The sequence below is a fragment of the Gilliamella mensalis genome (genome assembly GCF_900103085.1).
GTDB classification, from domain to species: Bacteria; Pseudomonadota; Gammaproteobacteria; order Enterobacterales; family Orbaceae; genus Gilliamella; species Gilliamella mensalis.
On the sequence record NZ_FMWR01000017.1, the window covers coordinates 128,606 to 148,095 of the forward strand.

17 protein-coding genes and 2 pseudogenes are annotated in these 19,490 nt (G+C 36.3%); 14 read left to right on the plus strand and 5 right to left on the minus strand.

The genetic code is table 11. The features are described from left to right. Positions 1-136: 136 nt before the first annotated feature. The 13 genes and pseudogenes from aas (at position 137) to BQ5209_RS09695 (ending at position 10,775) form a co-directional block, all read left to right on the plus strand. Positions 137-2,278, plus strand: a complete 2,142-nt coding sequence (aas, locus tag BQ5209_RS09640) for a bifunctional acyl-ACP--phospholipid O-acyltransferase/long-chain-fatty-acid--ACP ligase (RefSeq protein WP_085248493.1) — start codon at positions 137-139, stop codon at positions 2,276-2,278. A gap of 15 nt (positions 2,279-2,293) precedes the next feature. Then, positions 2,294-3,481: a lysophospholipid transporter LplT gene (gene lplT, locus BQ5209_RS09645; RefSeq protein WP_085248495.1), complete on the plus strand. Its 1,188-nt coding sequence runs from the start codon at positions 2,294-2,296 to the stop codon at positions 3,479-3,481. After that, positions 3,468-4,379 (plus strand): N-acetylmuramic acid 6-phosphate etherase, encoded by a 912-nt coding sequence (murQ, locus tag BQ5209_RS09650; protein ID WP_085248497.1) that lies wholly within the window; start codon positions 3,468-3,470, stop codon positions 4,377-4,379. Before lplT ends, murQ begins: the two co-directional genes overlap by 14 nt. A 142-nt stretch (positions 4,380-4,521) precedes the next feature. Further along, positions 4,522-4,894, plus strand: a pseudogene (locus tag BQ5209_RS11080) (PTS sugar transporter subunit IIA); the annotation flags it as partial. A 59-nt stretch (positions 4,895-4,953) separates the two neighbouring features. Further along, positions 4,954-5,496, plus strand: a pseudogene (locus BQ5209_RS11085) (PTS sugar transporter subunit IIB); the annotation flags it as partial. 34 nt (positions 5,497-5,530) lie between these two features. Next, entirely contained in the window at positions 5,531-6,331 is an 801-nt protein-coding gene (locus BQ5209_RS09660) for a PTS mannose/fructose/sorbose transporter subunit IIC (protein ID WP_085248500.1), read from the plus strand. A gap of 16 nt (positions 6,332-6,347) precedes the next feature. Beyond that, positions 6,348-7,259: a PTS system mannose/fructose/sorbose family transporter subunit IID gene (locus tag BQ5209_RS09665; protein ID WP_085248502.1), complete on the plus strand. Its 912-nt coding sequence runs from the start codon at positions 6,348-6,350 to the stop codon at positions 7,257-7,259. 154 nt (positions 7,260-7,413) lie between these two features. Continuing rightward, positions 7,414-7,788, plus strand: a complete 375-nt coding sequence (locus BQ5209_RS09670) for a DUF956 family protein (RefSeq protein ID WP_085248504.1) — start codon at positions 7,414-7,416, stop codon at positions 7,786-7,788. A 266-nt stretch (positions 7,789-8,054) separates the two neighbouring features. Further along, entirely contained in the window at positions 8,055-8,303 is a 249-nt protein-coding gene (gene rpsP, locus BQ5209_RS09675; RefSeq protein ID WP_034900786.1) for a 30S ribosomal protein S16, read from the plus strand. A 23-nt stretch (positions 8,304-8,326) separates the two neighbouring features. Then, positions 8,327-8,857 (plus strand): ribosome maturation factor RimM, encoded by a 531-nt coding sequence (gene rimM / locus BQ5209_RS09680; protein ID WP_085248506.1) that lies wholly within the window; start codon positions 8,327-8,329, stop codon positions 8,855-8,857. 16 nt (positions 8,858-8,873) lie between these two features. Further along, complete coding sequence (gene trmD, locus BQ5209_RS09685; protein ID WP_085248508.1) at positions 8,874-9,626, plus strand: tRNA (guanosine(37)-N1)-methyltransferase TrmD; 753 nt, start codon at positions 8,874-8,876, stop codon at positions 9,624-9,626. A 31-nt stretch (positions 9,627-9,657) separates the two neighbouring features. Next, complete coding sequence (rplS, locus tag BQ5209_RS09690) at positions 9,658-10,008, plus strand: 50S ribosomal protein L19 (RefSeq protein WP_085248510.1); 351 nt, start codon at positions 9,658-9,660, stop codon at positions 10,006-10,008. Between the two features lie 164 nt (positions 10,009-10,172). Further along, on the plus strand, positions 10,173-10,775 hold the full coding sequence (locus BQ5209_RS09695) for a MarC family protein (RefSeq protein WP_085248512.1): 603 nt from the start codon (positions 10,173-10,175) through the stop codon (positions 10,773-10,775). 166 nt (positions 10,776-10,941) lie between these two features. Here the strand turns inward: BQ5209_RS09695 and BQ5209_RS09700 are convergent, their stop codons facing one another. Genes BQ5209_RS09700 through dokD form a run of 4 tightly spaced genes read right to left on the minus strand, consistent with a single transcriptional unit; the run spans position 10,942 to position 16,393 of the window. Beyond that, positions 10,942-12,348 carry an amino acid permease gene (locus BQ5209_RS09700; protein ID WP_085248514.1) on the minus strand — a complete coding sequence of 469 codons (1,407 nt, stop codon included), beginning with the start codon at positions 12,346-12,348 and terminating at the stop codon, positions 10,942-10,944. Positions 12,349-12,402: 54 nt separating this feature from the next. Then, positions 12,403-13,509 (minus strand): alanine/ornithine racemase family PLP-dependent enzyme, encoded by a 1,107-nt coding sequence (locus BQ5209_RS09705; RefSeq protein WP_085248515.1) that lies wholly within the window; start codon positions 13,507-13,509, stop codon positions 12,403-12,405. Positions 13,510-13,531: 22 nt separating this feature from the next. Next, positions 13,532-14,941 (minus strand): APC family permease, encoded by a 1,410-nt coding sequence (locus tag BQ5209_RS09710; RefSeq protein ID WP_085248517.1) that lies wholly within the window; start codon positions 14,939-14,941, stop codon positions 13,532-13,534. A gap of 54 nt (positions 14,942-14,995) precedes the next feature. Beyond that, the gene (dokD, locus tag BQ5209_RS09715; RefSeq protein ID WP_085248519.1) at positions 14,996-16,393 is read right to left on the minus strand and encodes an ornithine/lysine decarboxylase DokD; all 1,398 of its coding nucleotides are present in this window, start codon (positions 16,391-16,393) and stop codon (positions 14,996-14,998) included. A 260-nt stretch (positions 16,394-16,653) separates the two neighbouring features. On the opposite strand from dokD, the gene BQ5209_RS09720 reads away from it, so the two are divergent. Continuing rightward, entirely contained in the window at positions 16,654-18,090 is a 1,437-nt protein-coding gene (locus BQ5209_RS09720) for a sigma-54 interaction domain-containing protein (protein ID WP_085248521.1), read from the plus strand. An 8-nt stretch (positions 18,091-18,098) separates the two neighbouring features. Here BQ5209_RS09720 and BQ5209_RS09725 read toward each other — a convergent pair whose 3' ends face one another. Continuing rightward, positions 18,099-19,280 carry a BaiN/RdsA family NAD(P)/FAD-dependent oxidoreductase gene (locus BQ5209_RS09725; RefSeq protein WP_085248523.1) on the minus strand — a complete coding sequence of 394 codons (1,182 nt, stop codon included), beginning with the start codon at positions 19,278-19,280 and terminating at the stop codon, positions 18,099-18,101. Between the last annotated feature and the right edge of the window lie 210 nt (positions 19,281-19,490).

A 19,490-nucleotide genomic window follows, 5' to 3' on the forward strand; every position in this document is an offset into this window, starting at 1 on the left:
TATTTTTTATATCAAGAATTATTATTGATTAAATTTCGATCATATGTTTTATATAATAAATTTACATTCCTTGTATATTCTATCTATTTTAACTATTATTACATGGTGCAATTTTGCCCGATAATTGAGAGATCAAATGTTATTTAAAATATTAAAATTTTTTTTAAAGGTTTTATTCCATGTCAAAATTCGCGGTAATCTTAACAATTTAAAACAAAACAAACTTCTTATTACACCTAATCATGTTTCTTTCCTAGATGGAATTTTAATCGGTGTGTTTTTGCCAGTAAGACCCGTTTTTGCTATTTATACTGGTTATATCAATCATTGGTTAGTCCGCTTAGCCAAACGCTATGTTGATTTTTTGCCAATGGATCCTCTTAGTCCAATGGCCATAAAGCGATTTGTTCGCGAAATTGAAAAAGGTCGTCCAATAGTCATATTTCCTGAAGGAAGAATTACTGTCACAGGCTCATTAATGAAAATTTATGATGGTGCAGCTTTTGTGGCAGCTCGTTCTCAAGCCACAATTGTGCCTGTCTGGATTGAAGGGGCTGAATTTACATTAACCAGTCGCTTGAAAGGATTATTTAAACGTCGTTTATTTCCTAAAATCACCATTCATGTGCTTGAGCCAACATCTATTACAATGCCCAATGCATCTAAAACCAGTGACAAACGTTATAGTGCAGGAGAAAAACTTCATCAAATTATGATGAATGCGCGTATGGCAAGTCGCCCCAAATTAACGCTATTTGAAGCACTACTTGAAGCACAAGTCCGTTATGGCGTTAACTCAAGAATGGTGCAAGACCCAACAACTGACGAAGCATCTTATCGTAATTTGTTAAAACAAATCATAGGTGTTAGCTGTATTATTGCTAAATTCACTAAGAAAAAAGAACGTGTTGGCGTCTTACTGCCTAATGCAACTATTACCGTTGCAACAATTTTTGGCTTATCGGTTAAAGACCGAATTCCAGCAATGTTAAATTATACAGCAGGCACAAATGGACTGACTTGTGCAATTATAGCTGCTGAAATTAAAACTATCATTACTTCACGCAAATTTATTCAAAAAGGAAAACTCGATTATCTTCTTGAAGAAATAAAAGATGTTAAATGGTGTTTTCTTGAAGATCTACGTAACAGTTTAACCTTTAAAGATAAACTTTATGTTGCAATTCATCAATATATCCCTCGTTTAGTTAAACGCTCTCAATCAAGTGATGATGAGGCTCTAATCTTGTTCACGTCCGGTTCAGAAGGTAATCCTAAAGGTGTTGTCCATAGTCATGGTAGTTTGCTTGCTAATGTTGAGCAAATTCGAACTGTTATCGATCCAACTCCAGCTGACCGCTTTATGTCCGCATTACCATTATTCCATGCTTTTGGTATTACAGCGGGATTATTTTTACCGCTGTTTTCAGGTAGTCGCACATTTTTATACCCAAATCCTTTACATTATCGTATGGTGCCTGAAATTATTTATGATCAAAATTGTACCGTCTTATTTGGCACGCCAACTTTCTTGGCAAACTATGCTCATTATGCGCATCCATATGATTTTATGCGTTTACGCTATGTTGTTGCTGGAGCAGAAAAATTATCAGACACAGTACGCGAGCAATGGAAAGATAAATATGGCATCCGTATTTTAGAAGGTTACGGAGTTACTGAATGTGCGCCGGCAGTGGCACTTAATGTCCCAATGGCGTTTAAAATGGGTACAGTAGGTCGATTATTGCCAGGTATGACATCAAGATTAATTCACATTCCAGGTATTAGCGAGGGCGGTCAGTTACAAGTTAAAGGCCCTAATGTTATGAAAGGCTATTTACGTATTGAAAATCCAGGTAAACTCGAAAAACCAGTTACAGTCAATGAAAATGGGCAGTTCGAAAAAGGTTGGTATGATACTGGTGATATTGTTACTATTGATAACGAAGGCTTTATAACAATCAAAGGACGCTTAAAACGATTTGCTAAAATTGCTGGCGAAATGGTTTCATTAGAAAGTGTTGAAACCTTAGCAAAAAAAATCGACGCTGATGCAATGCACGGTGCAACAGTTAAAACCGATGTAGCTAAAGGGGAAGCTATTGTCCTATTTACAACCTCAACAAAGTTAAATCGACAACAACTTACCCAAACGTCTCAAGAACTCGGTATTCCGGCATTAGCTATTCCGCGTGATATTCGTGTAGTTACACAATTACCGCTATTAGGTACAGGTAAAATTGATTTTATTACTCTACGAAAAATGGCTGAAGAATAAAACAAAGGATGTCGCATGAAACAACATTCACTGTTAAGCAAAGGCATGGTTGCTACCATGCTAGCGCAGTTTTTTTCAGCATTCGCCGATAATGCAATCTTTTTTGCTATCTTAGCTTTCATCAAAAACCTACATTATCCAGCATGGAGCCAATCGGTATTACAGATAAGTTTTGTAGTGCCGTTTATCATCCTTTCCCCTTTTGTTGGTCAATTTGCTGACAGCATACCAAAAGGCAAAGCAATGATGATTTCAAATAGTATAAAATTACTAGGCGCCGGTTGTATCTGTTTAAACATTAGTCCTTTTATTGGCTATTTTTTAATTGGCATAGGGGCAGCCGCATACTCTCCAGCTAAATACGGGATTTTAGGCGAACTCACTACGGGCGATAATTTGGTGAAAGCGAATGGTTTAATTGAAGCATCAACCATTGCAGCAATTTTACTTGGTTCGCTAGCTGGTGGTCATATCGCTGATCTTAATGTAAGCACTTCCTTACTCGCTTGCATATTAATGTATGGACTGGCCATTCTTGCTAATTTTTTTATTCCTAAATTACCTGTCGCACGACAAAACATTTCATGGCAATTTATGAGCATGATAAAAGATTTTGCTAATACAGTTAAATGCATCTTTACCGATAGGTATGTCTTATTCACATTATTAGGTACCAGTTTGTTTTGGGGAGCGGGTATTACTTTACGTTTTCTGTTAATTAGTTGGGTTCCTGCTATTTTAGACATACACGACAATGCAACGCCAACAAATCTAAACGCAATTGTCGCTATCGGCATTGTGATTGGAGCCGGACTAGCAAGTACATTTATTTCAATTAACAACACATTACGTTGCATTCCGGCGGGGATACTGATGGGCATAGCAGTAATCGCTTTCACATTGCAAAGCAATATCATTTCATCTTATATTTTACTCATTGTTATTGGAATATTAGGTGGCTTTTTTTTGGTGCCCTTAAATGCTTTTATTCAAAAAATAGGTAAAGCTTTAGTCGGTACTGGCAGTATTATTTCGGTACAAAATTTAAGTGAATATACAGCAATGATGGTAATGCTCGGGCTTTATACGTTAGCTGTCTACCTGAATTTATCAGTAATTACTATAGGAGTTGGCTTTGGTAGTTTATTTGCTATAGTGATATTTTTGTTATGGCTAGGATTAAGAAAAAATGCAACAAATTAACCTATCAATGATGTTAACCGAAAGTCGTAATCCAAACAGTCAAAAAATTGATAGCTGTTCAACGCTAGAAATATTACAAATCATCAATCGTGAAGATAAAAAAGTCGCATTGGCAGTAGAAAAAGAACTATCTAATATTGCAAAAGCTGTTGATGCAATTAGTTTAGCATGTTCAAATCAAGGTAGACTAATTTATATAGGAGCTGGTACTTCTGGCCGTCTGGGTATTTTAGATGCAAGTGAATGCCCACCGACTTATGGCACACCAGCAGAGCAAGTCATTGGTTTAATTGCTGGGGGACAGCCTGCTATTTTTAAGGCGGTTGAAAACGCCGAAGATACCCCTGAATTGGCAATTAATGATCTTAAAAACATTAATTTTAGTTCAAACGATATTTTAGTTGGCATTGCTGCTAGTGGGCGCACACCTTATGTAATAGGCGGTATGCAATATGCTAAATCAATCGAAGCAACGGTTATAAGCTTATGCTGTAACCCCAAAGCCCCAATGATTAATTTAGCTGATATTGCCATTACACCGATTGTTGGTGCTGAAGTGATTACCGGCTCATCAAGAATGAAGGCAGGCACGGCACAAAAATTAGTGCTCAACATGTTAACCACCGCCAGTATGATCAAACTTGGCAAAGTTTATAGTAATTTAATGGTTGACGTAGAGGCTACCAATGCCAAGCTTATTGAACGACAAATATCCATTGTTATGCAAGCCACCGATTGCAGTCGAGCAAAAGCTGTTGCCACATTAGCCGAGAGTAACAGACACTGTAAAACCGCCATTTTGATGATCCTTACAGGTTTAAATGCAGAGCAAGCGAGAAAGAAACTAAAAAAAGAACATGGTTTTATTCGTCAAGCATTACAAACAAATTTACCTTGATGTGTAATAAAAAAATCGTTTTTTTATCAAAATGTGATGAGTTCATATTTATCATCTTATTTTGTGATATAAAATAACTCAGTATTTTTATTTGATAGACGTTATACTCTACAACTAAGATAAAAATAAGGAGGTAGTTGTCATGGTTGGAATTATCCTAGCAACTCATGGTGAGTTTGCAGAAGGTATTCTACAATCAGGAACGATGATATTTGGAGAGCAAGAAAATGTTAAAGCTGTTACCTTGCATCCAAGTGATAGTCCTGAAAGTTTAAAAGAACGAATGCTTGAAGCAATAGCAACATTTGATAATCAAGAAGAAGTACTTTTTTTAGTAGACTTATGGGGTGGCACACCATTTAATCAGGCTAACAATTTATGTGGAGCACATGGTAATTGGGCTATTGTTGCTGGTTTAAACTTACCCATGTTAATTGAAGCTTATACTTCACGTTTTTCTCTGGAAACTGCGAAAGAAATTGCGGCAGCCGTTATAGAAACAAGTAAAGAAGGCATTCGAACAACTGTCGAAATACCTACACAATCCTCAGCGAACGCTAAAAGCGCAAATAGCATCCCAGAAGGAACCGTGCTTGGTAATGGTAAAATGAAAATTGTGTTAGCTCGTGTCGATTCACGCCTATTACATGGACAAGTTGCAACAGCATGGACAAAATCAACTAACCCTAACCGTATTATTGTTGTTTCTGATTCAGTTGCAAAAGATGAATTAAGAAAAAAACTCATCCAAGAAGCTGCGCCTCCTGGCGTAAAAGCAAATGTTGTTCCAATTAAAAAAATTATTGAAGTTTCACGCGATCCTCGTTTTGGCAATACCAAAGCGTTACTTTTATTTGAAACCCCACAAGATGTACTGCGAACTATAGACGGTGGTGTCAATATCGGCATCCTTAATATTGGTTCAATGGCACATTCCGTTGGTAAAGTCATGGTTAATAAAGTTTTGTCAATGAATGCTGATGATGTTGAAACTTTTGAAAAATTAAAAGCCAAAAACGTGAAATTTGATGTTCGTAAAGTACCTAATGATTCTAACAGCAATATGGATGAATTGTTAAAAAAAGCAAAAGAAGAGTTAGCTGAGCAAAAGAATTAGTTTATATTAAGGGGTTATATTAAGGGGTTATATTATGACATTATCAATTATTTCCATCATGTTAGTAATAGTTATTTCTTTTCTAGCTGGAATGGAAGGTATTTTAGATCAGTTTCAGTTTCACCAACCTTTGGTTGCTTGCTCATTAATCGGGCTTGTAACCGGTAATTTAGAAGCTGGTGTTATACTAGGCGGCTCGTTACAAATGATTGCTTTAGGTTGGGCCAATATCGGCGCTGCGGTTGCACCTGATGCGGCACTGGCAGCGGTTGCTTCATCCATCATTTTAGTATTAGGTGGTCAAGGTGAAAATGGTGTATCGACCGCCATTGCTGTTGCCATTCCACTCGCTGTTGCTGGATTATTCTTAACTATGATTGTTCGAACCATTGCGGTTCCTTTAGTCCATATGATGGATGCTGCTGCAGAAGAAGGTAATATTCGAAAAATTGAATGGCTACAAATTTTAGGTATCTGCTTACAAGGTCTACGTATTGCAATTCCCGCCACTGCTTTATTATTTATTCCTGCAGAAACGGTTAAGGGAATATTAAATTCAATGCCTGAATGGCTAACAACGGGTATGGCTATCGGTGGTGGTATGGTGGTTGCAGTCGGTTATGCCATGGTGATTAATATGATGGCAAACCGCGAAGTATGGCCATTTTTCATTATTGGTTTTGTCGTTGCAGCGATATCACAATTAACACTGATTGCACTCGGGGCTTTAGGCATCGCATTAGCACTCATTTACCTCAATCTTTCAGAACGTGGCAACTCATCCAATGGTGGTGGTAAAGGTGATCCACTTGATGATATTTTAAATGATTACTAGAAACTTGGAGAAAAAAATGATTGATAAAATTCAATTAAGCAAAAAAGATCGTTTGGCGGTCGCTTGGCGTTCAACCTTTCTCCAAGGATCTTGGAACTATGAACGAATGCAAAACGGCGGTTGGGTTTATGCAATGATCCCAGCTATAAAGAAATTATATTCTACTAAAGAAGATCGTTCTGCTGCGCTTAAACGTCATTTAGAGTTTTTTAATACTCACCCATATTTAGCTTCACCAGTACTTGGCGTTACACTTGCTTTAGAAGAAGAACGAGCAAATGGCGCCGCAGTCGATGATGTTGCCATTCAAGGGGTAAAAGTCGGTATGATGGGGCCATTGGCTGGTGTGGGTGATCCTGTATTTTGGTTTACCGTGCGCCCAATGCTCGGTGCGCTAGGCGCTTCACTTGCGCTTAGTGGCAACATTATGGGACCTATTTTATTCTTTTTATTATGGAATATTATTCGTTGGGGCTTTATGTGGTATACCCAAGAGTTTGGTTACCGAACTGGTTCTAAAATCACGGATAATCTATCAGGGGGATTACTACAAAAAATCACTAAAGGAGCCTCTATTTTAGGGATGTTTGTTCTAGCAGCCTTAGTTCAAAGGTGGGTATCAATAAAATTCCAACCAGTTGTATCTACTGTCAAACTTGACAATGGTGCGTTTATTGATTGGAATAACTTACCAGTAGGTGCTGAAGGTATTCAAAAAGCACTCATTGATATGCAAAGTGGGCTATCACTTACTCAAGAAAAAGTCACTACTTTACAAAATAACTTAGATCAATTGATACCAGGTCTAATACCACTACTATTAACATTTTTCTGTATGTGGTTATTACGTAAAAAAGTATCACCAATTTTAATTATTCTTGGTTTATTTATAGTAGGCATTGTCGGACATGTTATTGGTCTTTTATAATTGCAAACATTAAGTAAAATAGATAAGCGCATAATTTATAAATTATGCGCTTATCATTATTAATCATTTTTGAAAAATCAGTTAGCAACTTTATAACTTATCAAGCCATGATAAAAAATTATATTAGCCTTATTTTTATATGGAAGTCAGATAAATGGTCCAATCATTAAACACAAAAATAGACCTGACAGTTAAAGCCACATCTTTTACCGCTTTTACCGAGTATGGACAAATTGTAATTGGCGACAAAGCATTTGAATTTTATCATGAATATGACCCTCGCAAATATATCCAAATACCATGGAATGAGGTTGATTATGTGATAGCATCAGTCCTATTTAAAGGCAAATGGATACCGCGTTATTCCATCGAAACTAAAAAAAATGGTACATTTACCTTTGCATCTAAAGAACCTAAAAAAGTGTTAAAAACGATTCGGATTTACGTTGACGGACAAAAAATGGTCAGGTCACTAGGTTTCTTTGACGTGCTAAAACGCGCTTTTTTTGCAAAAAAGAACAAAAAATAGTATTGCCACAATAATGAATGCCAATAAATTAACCATAAAATAAAACTTCCTGTTTTGTCATATCTATTGGTTTACGCTTAAATTAAATAAATCATAGTCGTATTATTTTATTCACTCTTTTTTAAATTAATATAAAGCAAGCAATATCACGCCACATCATCAACAAACAGTCATTGCACTTTTTGCTAGAAAGAGTATAATTCTGGGGCTTTGATTTTGTCCATGTTGGGCAGAAAGAAGATTATTTTTTAATTTAAGAGGATGTTATGGTAACTATTCGTTTAGCTCGTGGTGGCTCTAAAAAGCGCCCTTTTTATCAAGTAGTTGTCACTGATAGCCGTAACCCACGTGATGGTCGTTTTATTGAGCGCGTTGGCTTTTTTAATCCAATTGCACAAGGTAAAGCAGAAGAATTACGTTTAGATCTTGATCGCGTAAATCATTGGGTTGGTTTAGGTGCAACTGTTTCTGATCGTGTTAATGCACTAATCAAACAAGCACAAAAAGCTGCTTAATTTAGTAATTAATAGTCACTGTAATGATGAATACTGAGAATCTAATCGTTGTTGGTAAACTTGGTTCAAGCTACGGCATTCGCGGGTGGCTCAGGATTTTTTCGTTTACAGAATGTCCAGATAGCATTTTTGATTACACACCTTGGTATATCCAGCGTGCTGGGCAATGGCAAGAAGTAATCGTAGAAAGCTTTAAACCACATAATCATGATATGATTGTGAAACTCAAAGGCATTGATGATCGTGATCAAGCAATTGCATTAACCAATATCGAGGTGTTTGTTGATGCAGAAAAATTACCAGAACTTAGTAATGGTGATTTTTATTGGAAGGATCTCATTGGCTGCCGAGTCAAAACAGTTAATGGTTATGATTTAGGTCAGGTGACTGATTTAATGGAAACCGGTTCTAATGATGTATTAGTGGTAAAAGCAAATCTAAAAGATGCATTTGGTGCAACAGAACGTTTAATTCCTTTTGTTGACAATCAATTTATCAAACAAGTTGATTTGACAACAAAAATGATTGTGGTCGATTGGGATCCAGCTTTTTAATTGGTAAGGTAAAACTATGTGGATTGGCGTAATTAGCCTTTTTCCCGAAATGTTTCAAGCTATTACCTGTTATGGCGTAACTGGTCGAGCCGTTAAAAATGGGCTGTTAACAGTAGAATATTGGAACCCACGCGATTTTGCGCATGATAAGCATAAAACTGTCGATGATAGGCCTTATGGTGGTGGTCCTGGCATGTTAATGATGGTACAACCACTTAAAGATGCAATTCATGCAGCAAAAGCAGTAGCAGGTAACAATACAAAAGTAATCTATCTTTCTCCACAAGGGCGCAAATTAAACCAGCAAGGTGTTTGCGAGTTATCACAAAATCAAAAATTAATTTTGATTTGTGGACGATACGAGGGCATAGATGAACGCGTTATTCAAACCGAAATTGACGAAGAATGGTCAATTGGGGATTACGTGTTAAGTGGCGGTGAATTACCGGCGATGACCATGATTGATGCATTAGCAAGGTTTATTCCTGGCGTGCTAAATCACCAATCGTCAGCAAAAGAAGACTCTTTTGCTAACGGTTTACTTGACTGTCCACACTATACTCGACCTGAGGTGTTAGATGGAATGGCGGTGCCTGACGTGTTAATGTCTGGTCACCATGAAGCGATTCGTCGTTGGCGATTGAAACAATCACTAGGACGAACTTGGTTAAGAAGAGAAGATCTTCTTGCAAATCTAGCTCTGACTGATGAAGAGCAATGTTTACTCGCTGAATTCCAACAAGAATACAGTGACAAACTAAGCAATTAATATTTCAGTATAACTAGTAAGAGATAATATTATGAAAAATGCAATTATTCAGCAATTAGAACAAGAACAAATGAAAAAAGACATCCCGTCTTTTCGTCCTGGTGACACAGTTGAAGTAAAAGTATGGGTTGTTGAAGGTAACAAAAAACGTCTTCAAGCTTATGAAGGTGTTGTTATTGGAATTCGCAATCGTGGTTTACACTCTGCATTTACAGTACGTAAAATTTCAAATGGCGAAGGTGTTGAACGAGTATTCCAAACTCACTCACCAATTGTTGATTCAATTACTGTGAAACGTCGTGGTCAAGTACGTCAAGCTAAACTTTACTACTTACGCGCACTTCGTGGTAAAGCGGCTCGTATCAAAGAGCGCCTTAACTAAATTTTATTGGTTTAATAATTTAAAACCAATTAACACATATCAGATTAAGCATGGTCACCTTTGTGGTGGCCGTTTTTATGTCTGACAAAAATTATTCCCCTGCCAACTAGTTAAAGTTGACAAAATTAAAGCGGATTTTATTGTATTCTTTAAAAGGTAATGCTATGGATGACTATCTTGTTAATATCCTTGCCACAACTGTAAAGCTGTTTGCATTAATGACACCACCAGCGGTTTTAAGCGCATTTTTGAGCGGTACAAAACAGTATGATGAACAACTTAGGCGTAAAACAGCACTCAAAACATCTTGTGCCGTATTTATCATCGGTATTGTGCTATTCTTTTTTGGTAATACCATGTTTAGCGTTTTTGGTTTTACGCTTGATGCATTCCGAATTGGTTCGGGAGCATTACTGTTTATCACCGCAGTTTCGCTAATGAATGACTCACCAGAAAAAAATAAAATTAGTAGTGATGATGATATTAGTGTTGTCCCACTAGCAATCCCACTGTGTATGGGACCAGCATCCATCGGTACCATCATCGTTATGGGAACAAGTTCAATTGGCATTATACCAAATATGGTTGGTGCGATTTCATTATTTATCGCATCAATGGGTATTTATATCATGCTATTATGCGCCAAAAGCATTGCAAAAGTACTCAAAAATACAGGGATTGCGATATTATCAAAACTAACCGGGTTACTAATATCAGCTATTGCTGCACAAGTAGTTTTTACGGGAGTATCTGCTTTTTTAAAATAATGGGCATACATAATGGAAGGTATTTCATCATAATCATACAAAGCAAACACTCTCTTAACTCGGAGAGTTAAAACCAACGTGAATGGAATATTAAAAGCATTAACATCGAATATAATCACCTAAACTGATGCATTAGGTGATTACAAACTAATTTATGTCAATAAAGTTAATCTAATGTATTAGTTATTAAACAATTGCGTTTTTTATAGAAAACGTAAGAAGCTAAAATAATCATCACTAAAACTACTTCTGATAATAAAATAAAATAACCTGACTCACCAAACCAAACCCCAATAATAATCACAACATTAACAATGATAGAAATACCAGCAAGCCAAGGAAATAGCGGTGATTTAAATTTTATCGTTTCTTTTGGATATTTGCCGCTATTTACACCCTTACGAAATTGATATTGACACCAAGCGATAATAATCCATGCAAAACAGCCTACTTGACCAGTGCCTGCTACTAAATAAATATATAATTTTTCAGCTGCAATATATTTCGAAAATAGTGAGACTAATGCAATAACTGCAATAAATAATATGCCTTTTGTTGGTACGCCTCTTTGATTGACTTGAGAAAAGTATTTTGGAGCTAAGTTATCTTGCGCCATAGACCACAGCATTCTTGAACTGGCATAAATGGCTGAATTCGTTGCTGATATCGCTGCACAAAAGATCACAAAAAGCATCGCATACGAAGCAAATGTAATTCCTGCTTTATTAAATACCCACACAAATGGACTAATTTCAGAATGCACTGTTCCATATGGGTAAACGAGGGCTAATACAGCAATAGCTAGGATATAAAATAGAATAATGCGAAAAGCCACACCAGTAATAATTTTAGGTAACACCGACTGTGGGGATTGCGCTTCGCCAGCTGCATTACCAATTAATTCAACCCCTTGAAATGAGTAAGTCACGATAGTCATACACACCAATATGGCTAAAAAGCCATTAGGAAACCATCCACTTTGGGTTTTGAATGTTGGTAAGATATCAGTTTGGGTATATTGATGATAAAGTAAATAAATTCCCACCCCAATAAAAGCAATAATCGCGAGTACTTTAATGGTTGAAAACCAATACTCACTTTCACCAAAAGCACGAACAGAAGTTAAATGTACTGAAGTTATAACTGTTAAAATTAATAAACAAAAAAGATAAATAGGAATCGAAGGGAAAACTTGGTGGGCAATCATTGAAGCAGCAGTTAAATCTGCAGCCATAGACAAAACCCAACTTAGCCAATACAGCCAGCCTATGGTATAGCTCCAAATTGGATTTGGAATAAACATCAATGCATAGTGTTGAAATGAACCGGCATGAGGAAATGCACAAGAAAGTTCGCCTAAACATAGCATAGTTGAAAGCATTATGCTTCCGGCCATTAAATAAGCAATAATGGTGCCTAATGGACCCACAGTGCTCAGTGGAGCAGCAATACCAATAAATAATCCGGTACCAATTGATCCGCCTAATGAAATCATCAACAAATGACGATTTTTTAAGTTTTTCTTTAAATTACTACTGGGATAAGGGCTTTCTTGTGATTCAGATGTTGTCATATAAACCGCCTAGTAATTAATAAAAACTGCTGGTTACCCAGCAGCTAACATAAATTAATAAATAAACCGTTTTTCTACACCATTAGTTTGACAAGCCATTAGCAAGGCAGTGTAATCGAGTTCAAATCCAATCATATCGCCAACCCGAAGAGTTTTAGCAACATCTTCAATGTCGACCAACGTATGATCACTGGTTTGACCCAATACAGTAATATCATCATTGATAGGTATACAACTTTCAGCAGGCACATCTTGACGACCAAAAGCCAGCAAGGCTCGTTTACGTATACCATGATCAACAAAGGTTTTACTATTTAAAAAAGCATCTACTCCTAACTCGCCAACAGGCACTGTCGGTTTACTATTGAGTTCAATGATTTGCGCATATAATTTATAAATATTACTACATGCCTTATCAACAGGTTTATTTGAATGATGAAATTCGTCAAGATATTTCATATCTACATATTCAATACCAAACTCGTGTAAACCACCAATTCTCAAATGATTCAATCCTTCTGGCCAAATACCTTTGTCCAATAAGTGGTAACTCGTACAATTACCGGCCGATAAATATTTTATCTTAATATTACAAGATTGTTCTACTTTACGCGCTATTTCTAAAAAGTCTACTCCATTTTTAACTGTAGGTAGCACCGTACCATAGCAGTTAAAATTAGTGCCAAGCCCATAAAGCTCAACACCTGGTAAAGAAAGAATTAGTTTAACCGTATCTATAATTTCATCAATATGCTCAAACCAAATCCCTTCGCGTAAATCCCCCATATCGACCATTAATAAAACTTGATGAACTTTTTGTTGTTTAACCGCTTCATCAGAAAGTGCTTGAATTACTGCTTTTTCACTATTTAAGCTAATATCTGCATACTTAACAACATCACTGATTTCGCTTAAACAAGGGCTACGTAATAAGCAGGTTTTACAACCTAAAGCATCTTTTAATTTCTTAAGATTATATGTTCTTGACTCCGCAATCACATCAATACCGCCGTCAAGGACGGCTTTGGCCGTTTCAACGCAGCCATCGAAGACTTTATTAACAGCCATAACTTCAATGCCGTGTTTAGCTAACAGATCTTTTTCAACACGAGCATTGTTTTTTAATTTGCGTAAATCAATTTCTAATATAGGCTTGTACATATTTTTACTCCTCTATATATTATTACTGCTGCAAACGATTACGTTTTTGTGCTCGGTAATAGATCCATTCAGCTAAACCAATAGCAAGCACGGCACCACCAACAATTTTAGCGATATACTCAACATACCCCCCCATATCAATTTGGGCAGGAGGAATAAACACTAATATCACTGCAAATAGAGTAGATAAGAATCCAAGTGCTGGTAATACAACCGGCATCACTTTACCTGGAATTTTAAAGCTACGCGGTACATCAGGTTGAGTAATACGCAAACGATAATATGCAATAAACATCACTAAATATGGAATAAAGTAACAAATTGTCGTTAATGCAGTTAACATCCAATATGCCGCTGCAATGCTCGGTGATACAAAGGTTGAAAAACAAAGTACAGTTACAATAATGGCTTGAATAATGAGTGCAAAAGCCGGCGTTTTGTATACTGGGTGTAAACGACCAATACGTTCGCCAAGTAAATTATCTTCTTTTGATGCTTCTTGTAGCATATAGATAGGACCAACTAACCATGAGTTGATTTGTCCTAATGCACCAAAAAATAAGCAAATTGCCATTATTGGTAATAACCAAGGCATATGTAACTCTTTGGCTGCTGCCTCCATTGCCTGCATAACACCCGCTACAATATCAGTATCAGCTGCCGGTAATAAAGTATTAATAGCCCATGTACCAACCATATAAATACCGACAATTACAACCGCTGAAACCAACATCGCTTTAGGGAAGTCGCGTTGTGGATCTCGTGTACGCCCTGCAATCATTGGTGCAACTTCAAGACCTGCAAATGCAAACATCATACTAGATAAAAATACGATAGTATCCCAACTACTTAGATCAGGAAGCCAATCACTAGCATGACTATAGCTTGTTGCCATAGGGTGCCCCATTAATAACCACACAATAGCTAAGACAACAATAATAGCAGCAGGAATAAATACACCAAGCCATGCACTAACACTATTAATAATCTTAGTCCATTGCATCCCTTTAATATTCATCAGTGTCAAAATCCAGAATACAATCATAGAACCTACACCAATAAATACCTGATTCTGAGCTAGCTCGGCACTAAACATGTATCCAATTGCAGTAAAACCGAATTGCAACATTAACGGGAAGAACAGCACACACGAGAATAGGAAACACACCACAACAATCCAACCAATGCGTTTACCAAAGGCCTCTTTAACCCATACAAAAATCCCACCATCTTTTGGCCAGCCAGTTGAAAGTTCACCACAAACCATGGCTAATGGGAAGAATAGACAAAATGCAGCAAGTAGCCAAAGCACCATTGCTGACGCTCCGTATGGAGCAACATTAGGAATTTGACGTAAACTCAGTATCGCAATGACATTCATAAACACAATGTCTTTGATACCAAGTAAACTTGAATCTTTAGAATCACTCATAATAACCTCACATTATCATATCTGGGGCATAAATTGCCCCCAGATAATTGATGATTAATATATGTCATATCCAACCATATCTTCGTAAGTATCTTCACGACGAATTAATCTATCTTTACCGTCTTTATCGATCATTACAACCGATGTACGAGGACGATTGTTATAGACTGTTTGGCTTTCAATGGTATAAGCACCTGCATCAAGAAAAGCAACGATATCACCAACTTGTGTGTCTTTTGGCATTAAGAACTCTTCACCTTTCACACCGACATGGTAATAGTCACCACCATCACATAAAGGACCGGCTAATTTAATATATTCATCATGTGCTTCATTGATTTTTGAAGCGTTATAAACATAGAAGAACCAATCAAAATGCTGACTATCAGATAAAACGCTATAACCTGCATCAACAAATTTCCATTCAACATGCTCTTCAATGTTGCCGTCTAAATCGTAATTAGTTTTACGTTTTTCACAGGCAACTTCAGTTACAAGCACGCCCGCTGAACCTGTTACTTTACGCCCAGGTTCAATACAAATTTCAACATCGGTGCGCCATTTGTGCACTTCGCTAATCACTGCATCAGCAAAGTCTTGTGCGGTTATGCCTGCATACATATTATCTTGCAATGGGTTACCATTTTCTTCGTCATATTTATATGGAACAGGAATACCACCACCAACATTGATTAAATCAAATTTAATACCAAGTACTTCTTCTAAACGACGTGATTCATCAACTAATACTTTAGTTGCTTTTGCAAAAGGTTCTGCTTCAGGTACTTGATCCCCTACATGCATATGTAAACCACGTAAATGTACATAAGGCATATCCAAAATTCGACGACAAGTCTCTTCTGCTTGTTCTAAATCGATACCTGATTTAGCATGATAAGCCGTTACTAGTTCTGCGTGAGTAGCAGATGGGACATTCGGTTCAACGCGCACACAAACATTTGCTACTTTTTTCAAACGTGTTGATATTTCATCAATAATATCAAGTTCATATAAACTATCGACATTGATGATATACAGATCATTTTGGATAGCAAATTCTAAATCCACCGGTTTTTTTACCACGCCGTTAAACACAATTTGACTACCACTAAAGCCGATTTCTAAGCATTTGCGTACTTCAAACATAGAATTCGCCTCAGCATAGATACCCGCATCTTTAATCGCTTTTAGCACGCCCATAACAGAACAAGTTTTTGAAGCATAGAAAATTTTTGTATTCGCATGGGTCTTAAATGCATCTTTAATTTCTTGCACATTACGATCAATTTCCTTTTCAGAAAACACATAAAAAGGGGTAGGATATTTTTTTGCTAACTCTTCTAAATTAACGCCATCTAAACATAATTTACCGTTTTCGGCACTGAAACGGCGATCTTTAGTTACAAGATCTGTGCGTAATTTGTTATAATTTGACATAATTGCGTCGGACATATGACCTCCAGTTAATTAGTGCATAAAAAGTACAAAAAAATAAAAAATGGTTTCTCACATATAGTGCAATCAGCATGCCAACTTTAAAATTACAAATAATCAATTTGTTAATAAAAAAAGTATAAGTAAAGATTTAGTCATTTAGTATAAAATATGTTTTTATGACAAAAATTTGTCATTTTCATATGATGGTTGAAAGGAATGTAAATTAAATTTGGCTAAATTTAGCAAATAATCCAAATATTGAAGGTACTAATATCATGACCATTGATCCTGAATTATTACAAGCATTGGAAATATTTAAACATTTTTTCGATTTAATCCATCAGCCGATAGCTATTATCGATAAAAATGGCAATTATATTTATTATAATCAGGAAAGCGCTGAACTGGATGGTTATCCTAAAGACCAAGCGATTGGCAAACCAATGCTTGAGGTTTATCCTAATTTAAAAAAGGAAGATAGTACGATGTTGCAAGCCTTGCAACTCGGTAAAGAATATCAAGACAACTACCAATCTTATTATAACCATGTTGGTAAAGTGGTTGATTACTTGCATACCACCGTTCCACTTTATAATGATAAAAAAGATATCATTGGTGCTATTGAAATAGGCAGAAACCTATCAGCAGTTCGACACCTACAAGATCAAGTTTTGAAATTAAACAGCAAATTATACCAAAATAAAGAACAGCCATTACCCGATATTGTTTTTGTATCAGAAAAAATGCAGAAAGTTATCGATCAAACCAATATGTTAGGGCGCAATGATGTTCCAGTATTAATTGTGGGCGAAACCGGAACAGGTAAAGAGCTATTTGCTCGTTTAATACACAAAACAAGCCAGCGCCGAGATAAAGCTTTCATCTCGCTTAATTGTGGTGCACTACCGACTACACTGATCGAAAGTACTTTATTTGGTACAGTAAAAGGTGCATTTACAGGTGCTGAAAACCGTCAAGGTTACTTAGAACTCGCTAATGGGGGTACATTGTTTCTTGACGAATTAAACGCGATGCCACTTGAAATGCAAAGCAAATTATTACGATTCCTTCAAGAAAAAACTTATTGGCAATTAGGTGGTAATAAAGAAATGCATTCTGATGTTCGTATTGTTGCTGCCATGAATGAATCACCAACAGAACTATTGAAAACAGGAAAAATAAGAAGCGATTTATTTTATCGATTAAATGTCGGTTTAATAAAACTTCCCGCTTTACGTGACAGAACAGAAGATATTCCCGTTTTAGCACGCTATTTTATTGATAAACATAAAAACGATGTTAATGTCGTAATTAGTGGTATCAGTCAACAGGCTCTACAACAATTAATGACCGCCCCTTGGCCGGGTAATGTGCGTATGCTTGAAAATGCAATTGTCAGAAGCATGGTATTACAAAACAAATCAGGTGAATTACAGCATATTACTCTTGATGAAGAGCTCTTTGAACTTAACAGTTCATTTTTCCAAGACGATAAGATACATAAACCTGACAAAACACCTATCAATAAATCTACTCATGAAAACAACTTAACTGAACAAGTTGAGAACTATGAACGGCAACTGATCATTGATGCATTAAATCAGGCCAATGGCAAAATTATCACGGCCGCAAAACAATTAAATATTTCGCGCACAACGCTACAATATAAGGTCAAAAAATACAATATTCACATGGGTGTCATTGATGATTAATGCAATCATCAATTAAACGCTTGAGCACACGCAAATGCACTGCTCCATGCCCATTGGAAATTATAGCCTCCTAACCAGCCTGATACATCAACAACCTCACCAATAAAATAAAGGTTCGGGTATGTTTTAACAGCCATAGTTTTGGATGACAACGCATCAGTACTTACTCCCCCTAGAGTCACCTCGGCGGTACGATAACCTTCTGTACCATTTGGAGTAATGCTCCAGTGTGTTAATGTATTATACAAGTCTTGCTGTTGTTTAAGATCTAGCTGCTTAACTGTTATGTCCTTTATCAAATTCAGTTTTATTAATTCTTCAATAAGCCTTTTAGGTAAAATTTTTGCTAAGCAATTTTTTATAGTTTGATTACGATTTTGTGCTAATAATGGTTTAAACGATGAATCAAATGTTAAATCGGGTAATAAATTGATAGTAATTGACTCACCTGCTTGCCAATAACTCGATATCTGCAAAATAGCAGGTCCTGAAAGCCCTCGATGGGTAAATAATAGATTTTCTTTAAAACTAATTCTTTTATTAGAAACTTCAACAGGAATTGCAATGCCTGACAAGGTTGATAACACATCCAGTAAAGGTTTATGTAATGTAAATGGAACTAGCCCTGCTCTTACCGGCACCACTGGAATATCAAATTTTTCGGCAATTTTATAACCAATTGAAGTCATACCAAGAGCAGGCATAGATAAACCACCAGTTGCAATAATAAGATTTTCACAATCAATCATGCCACGAGAAGTATGCAACTTAAATCCAAGCCCATCACTATCAATATCTTCAACTTGAGTTTGCATCATAAACTTAACATGCCCTTTTTGACACTCGTTTATGAACATATCAACAATATCTTGCGCTGAATTATCACAAAATAATTGCCCATGATCTTTTTCATGATAGGCAATATTATATTGATTCACTAATTGAATAAAATCCCACTGGGTAAAGCGTTTTAAAGCCGATTTACAAAAATGCGGGTTGCTAGAAATATAATTACTCGACTCCACTGTTAAGTTAGTAAAGTTACATTTACCCCCACCAGACATTAAAATTTTACGTCCCAGCTTTTTACCATTATCAAACACAGTAACATCATATCCTTTTTGACCGAGTAAGCCCGCACAAAAAAGCCCAGCAGCGCCAGCACCTACAATTGTAATTTTAGTTTGCATTATCGATAAATTTAGAATAAAAGATAACAAATTATAGCAGTATACAATTATCACTCATAGTCATTGGATTAAACTGTGGATTTTATACTTAAACAAATACCTTCCTCAGACTTCTTAACAAGAAAGAAAAGGACTTATGTCTAACATATTTACGCTAATTGAGCATAGGTAGCTTTAACTTATAAAAAATTATTATGGCATGTACCATTA

Bases quoted from the DNA above. Each gene is read 5' to 3' on its own strand.
- BQ5209_RS09710 (WP_085248517.1), bottom strand. From the start codon at position 14,941: ATGAGTGATTCTAAAGATTCAAGTTTACTTGGTATCAAAGACATTGTG.
- BQ5209_RS09695 (WP_085248512.1), top strand. From the start codon at position 10,173: ATGGATGACTATCTTGTTAATATCCTTGCCACAACTGTAAAGCTGTTT.
- BQ5209_RS09660 (WP_085248500.1), top strand. From the start codon at position 5,531: ATGACATTATCAATTATTTCCATCATGTTAGTAATAGTTATTTCTTTT.
- murQ (WP_085248497.1), top strand. From the start codon at position 3,468: ATGCAACAAATTAACCTATCAATGATGTTAACCGAAAGTCGTAATCCA.
- BQ5209_RS09705 (WP_085248515.1), bottom strand. From the start codon at position 13,509: ATGTACAAGCCTATATTAGAAATTGATTTACGCAAATTAAAAAACAAT.
- lplT (WP_085248495.1), top strand. From the start codon at position 2,294: ATGAAACAACATTCACTGTTAAGCAAAGGCATGGTTGCTACCATGCTA.
- rplS (WP_085248510.1), top strand. From the start codon at position 9,658: ATGAAAAATGCAATTATTCAGCAATTAGAACAAGAACAAATGAAAAAA.
- trmD (WP_085248508.1), top strand. From the start codon at position 8,874: ATGTGGATTGGCGTAATTAGCCTTTTTCCCGAAATGTTTCAAGCTATT.
- aas (WP_085248493.1), top strand. From the start codon at position 137: ATGTTATTTAAAATATTAAAATTTTTTTTAAAGGTTTTATTCCATGTC.
- BQ5209_RS09670 (WP_085248504.1), top strand. From the start codon at position 7,414: ATGGTCCAATCATTAAACACAAAAATAGACCTGACAGTTAAAGCCACA.
- BQ5209_RS09665 (WP_085248502.1), top strand. From the start codon at position 6,348: ATGATTGATAAAATTCAATTAAGCAAAAAAGATCGTTTGGCGGTCGCT.
- BQ5209_RS09700 (WP_085248514.1), bottom strand. From the start codon at position 12,348: ATGACAACATCTGAATCACAAGAAAGCCCTTATCCCAGTAGTAATTTA.
- rpsP (WP_034900786.1), top strand. From the start codon at position 8,055: ATGGTAACTATTCGTTTAGCTCGTGGTGGCTCTAAAAAGCGCCCTTTT.
- BQ5209_RS09720 (WP_085248521.1), top strand. From the start codon at position 16,654: ATGACCATTGATCCTGAATTATTACAAGCATTGGAAATATTTAAACAT.
- dokD (WP_085248519.1), bottom strand. From the start codon at position 16,393: ATGTCCGACGCAATTATGTCAAATTATAACAAATTACGCACAGATCTT.
- rimM (WP_085248506.1), top strand. From the start codon at position 8,327: ATGATGAATACTGAGAATCTAATCGTTGTTGGTAAACTTGGTTCAAGC.
- BQ5209_RS09725 (WP_085248523.1), bottom strand. From the start codon at position 19,280: ATGCAAACTAAAATTACAATTGTAGGTGCTGGCGCTGCTGGGCTTTTT.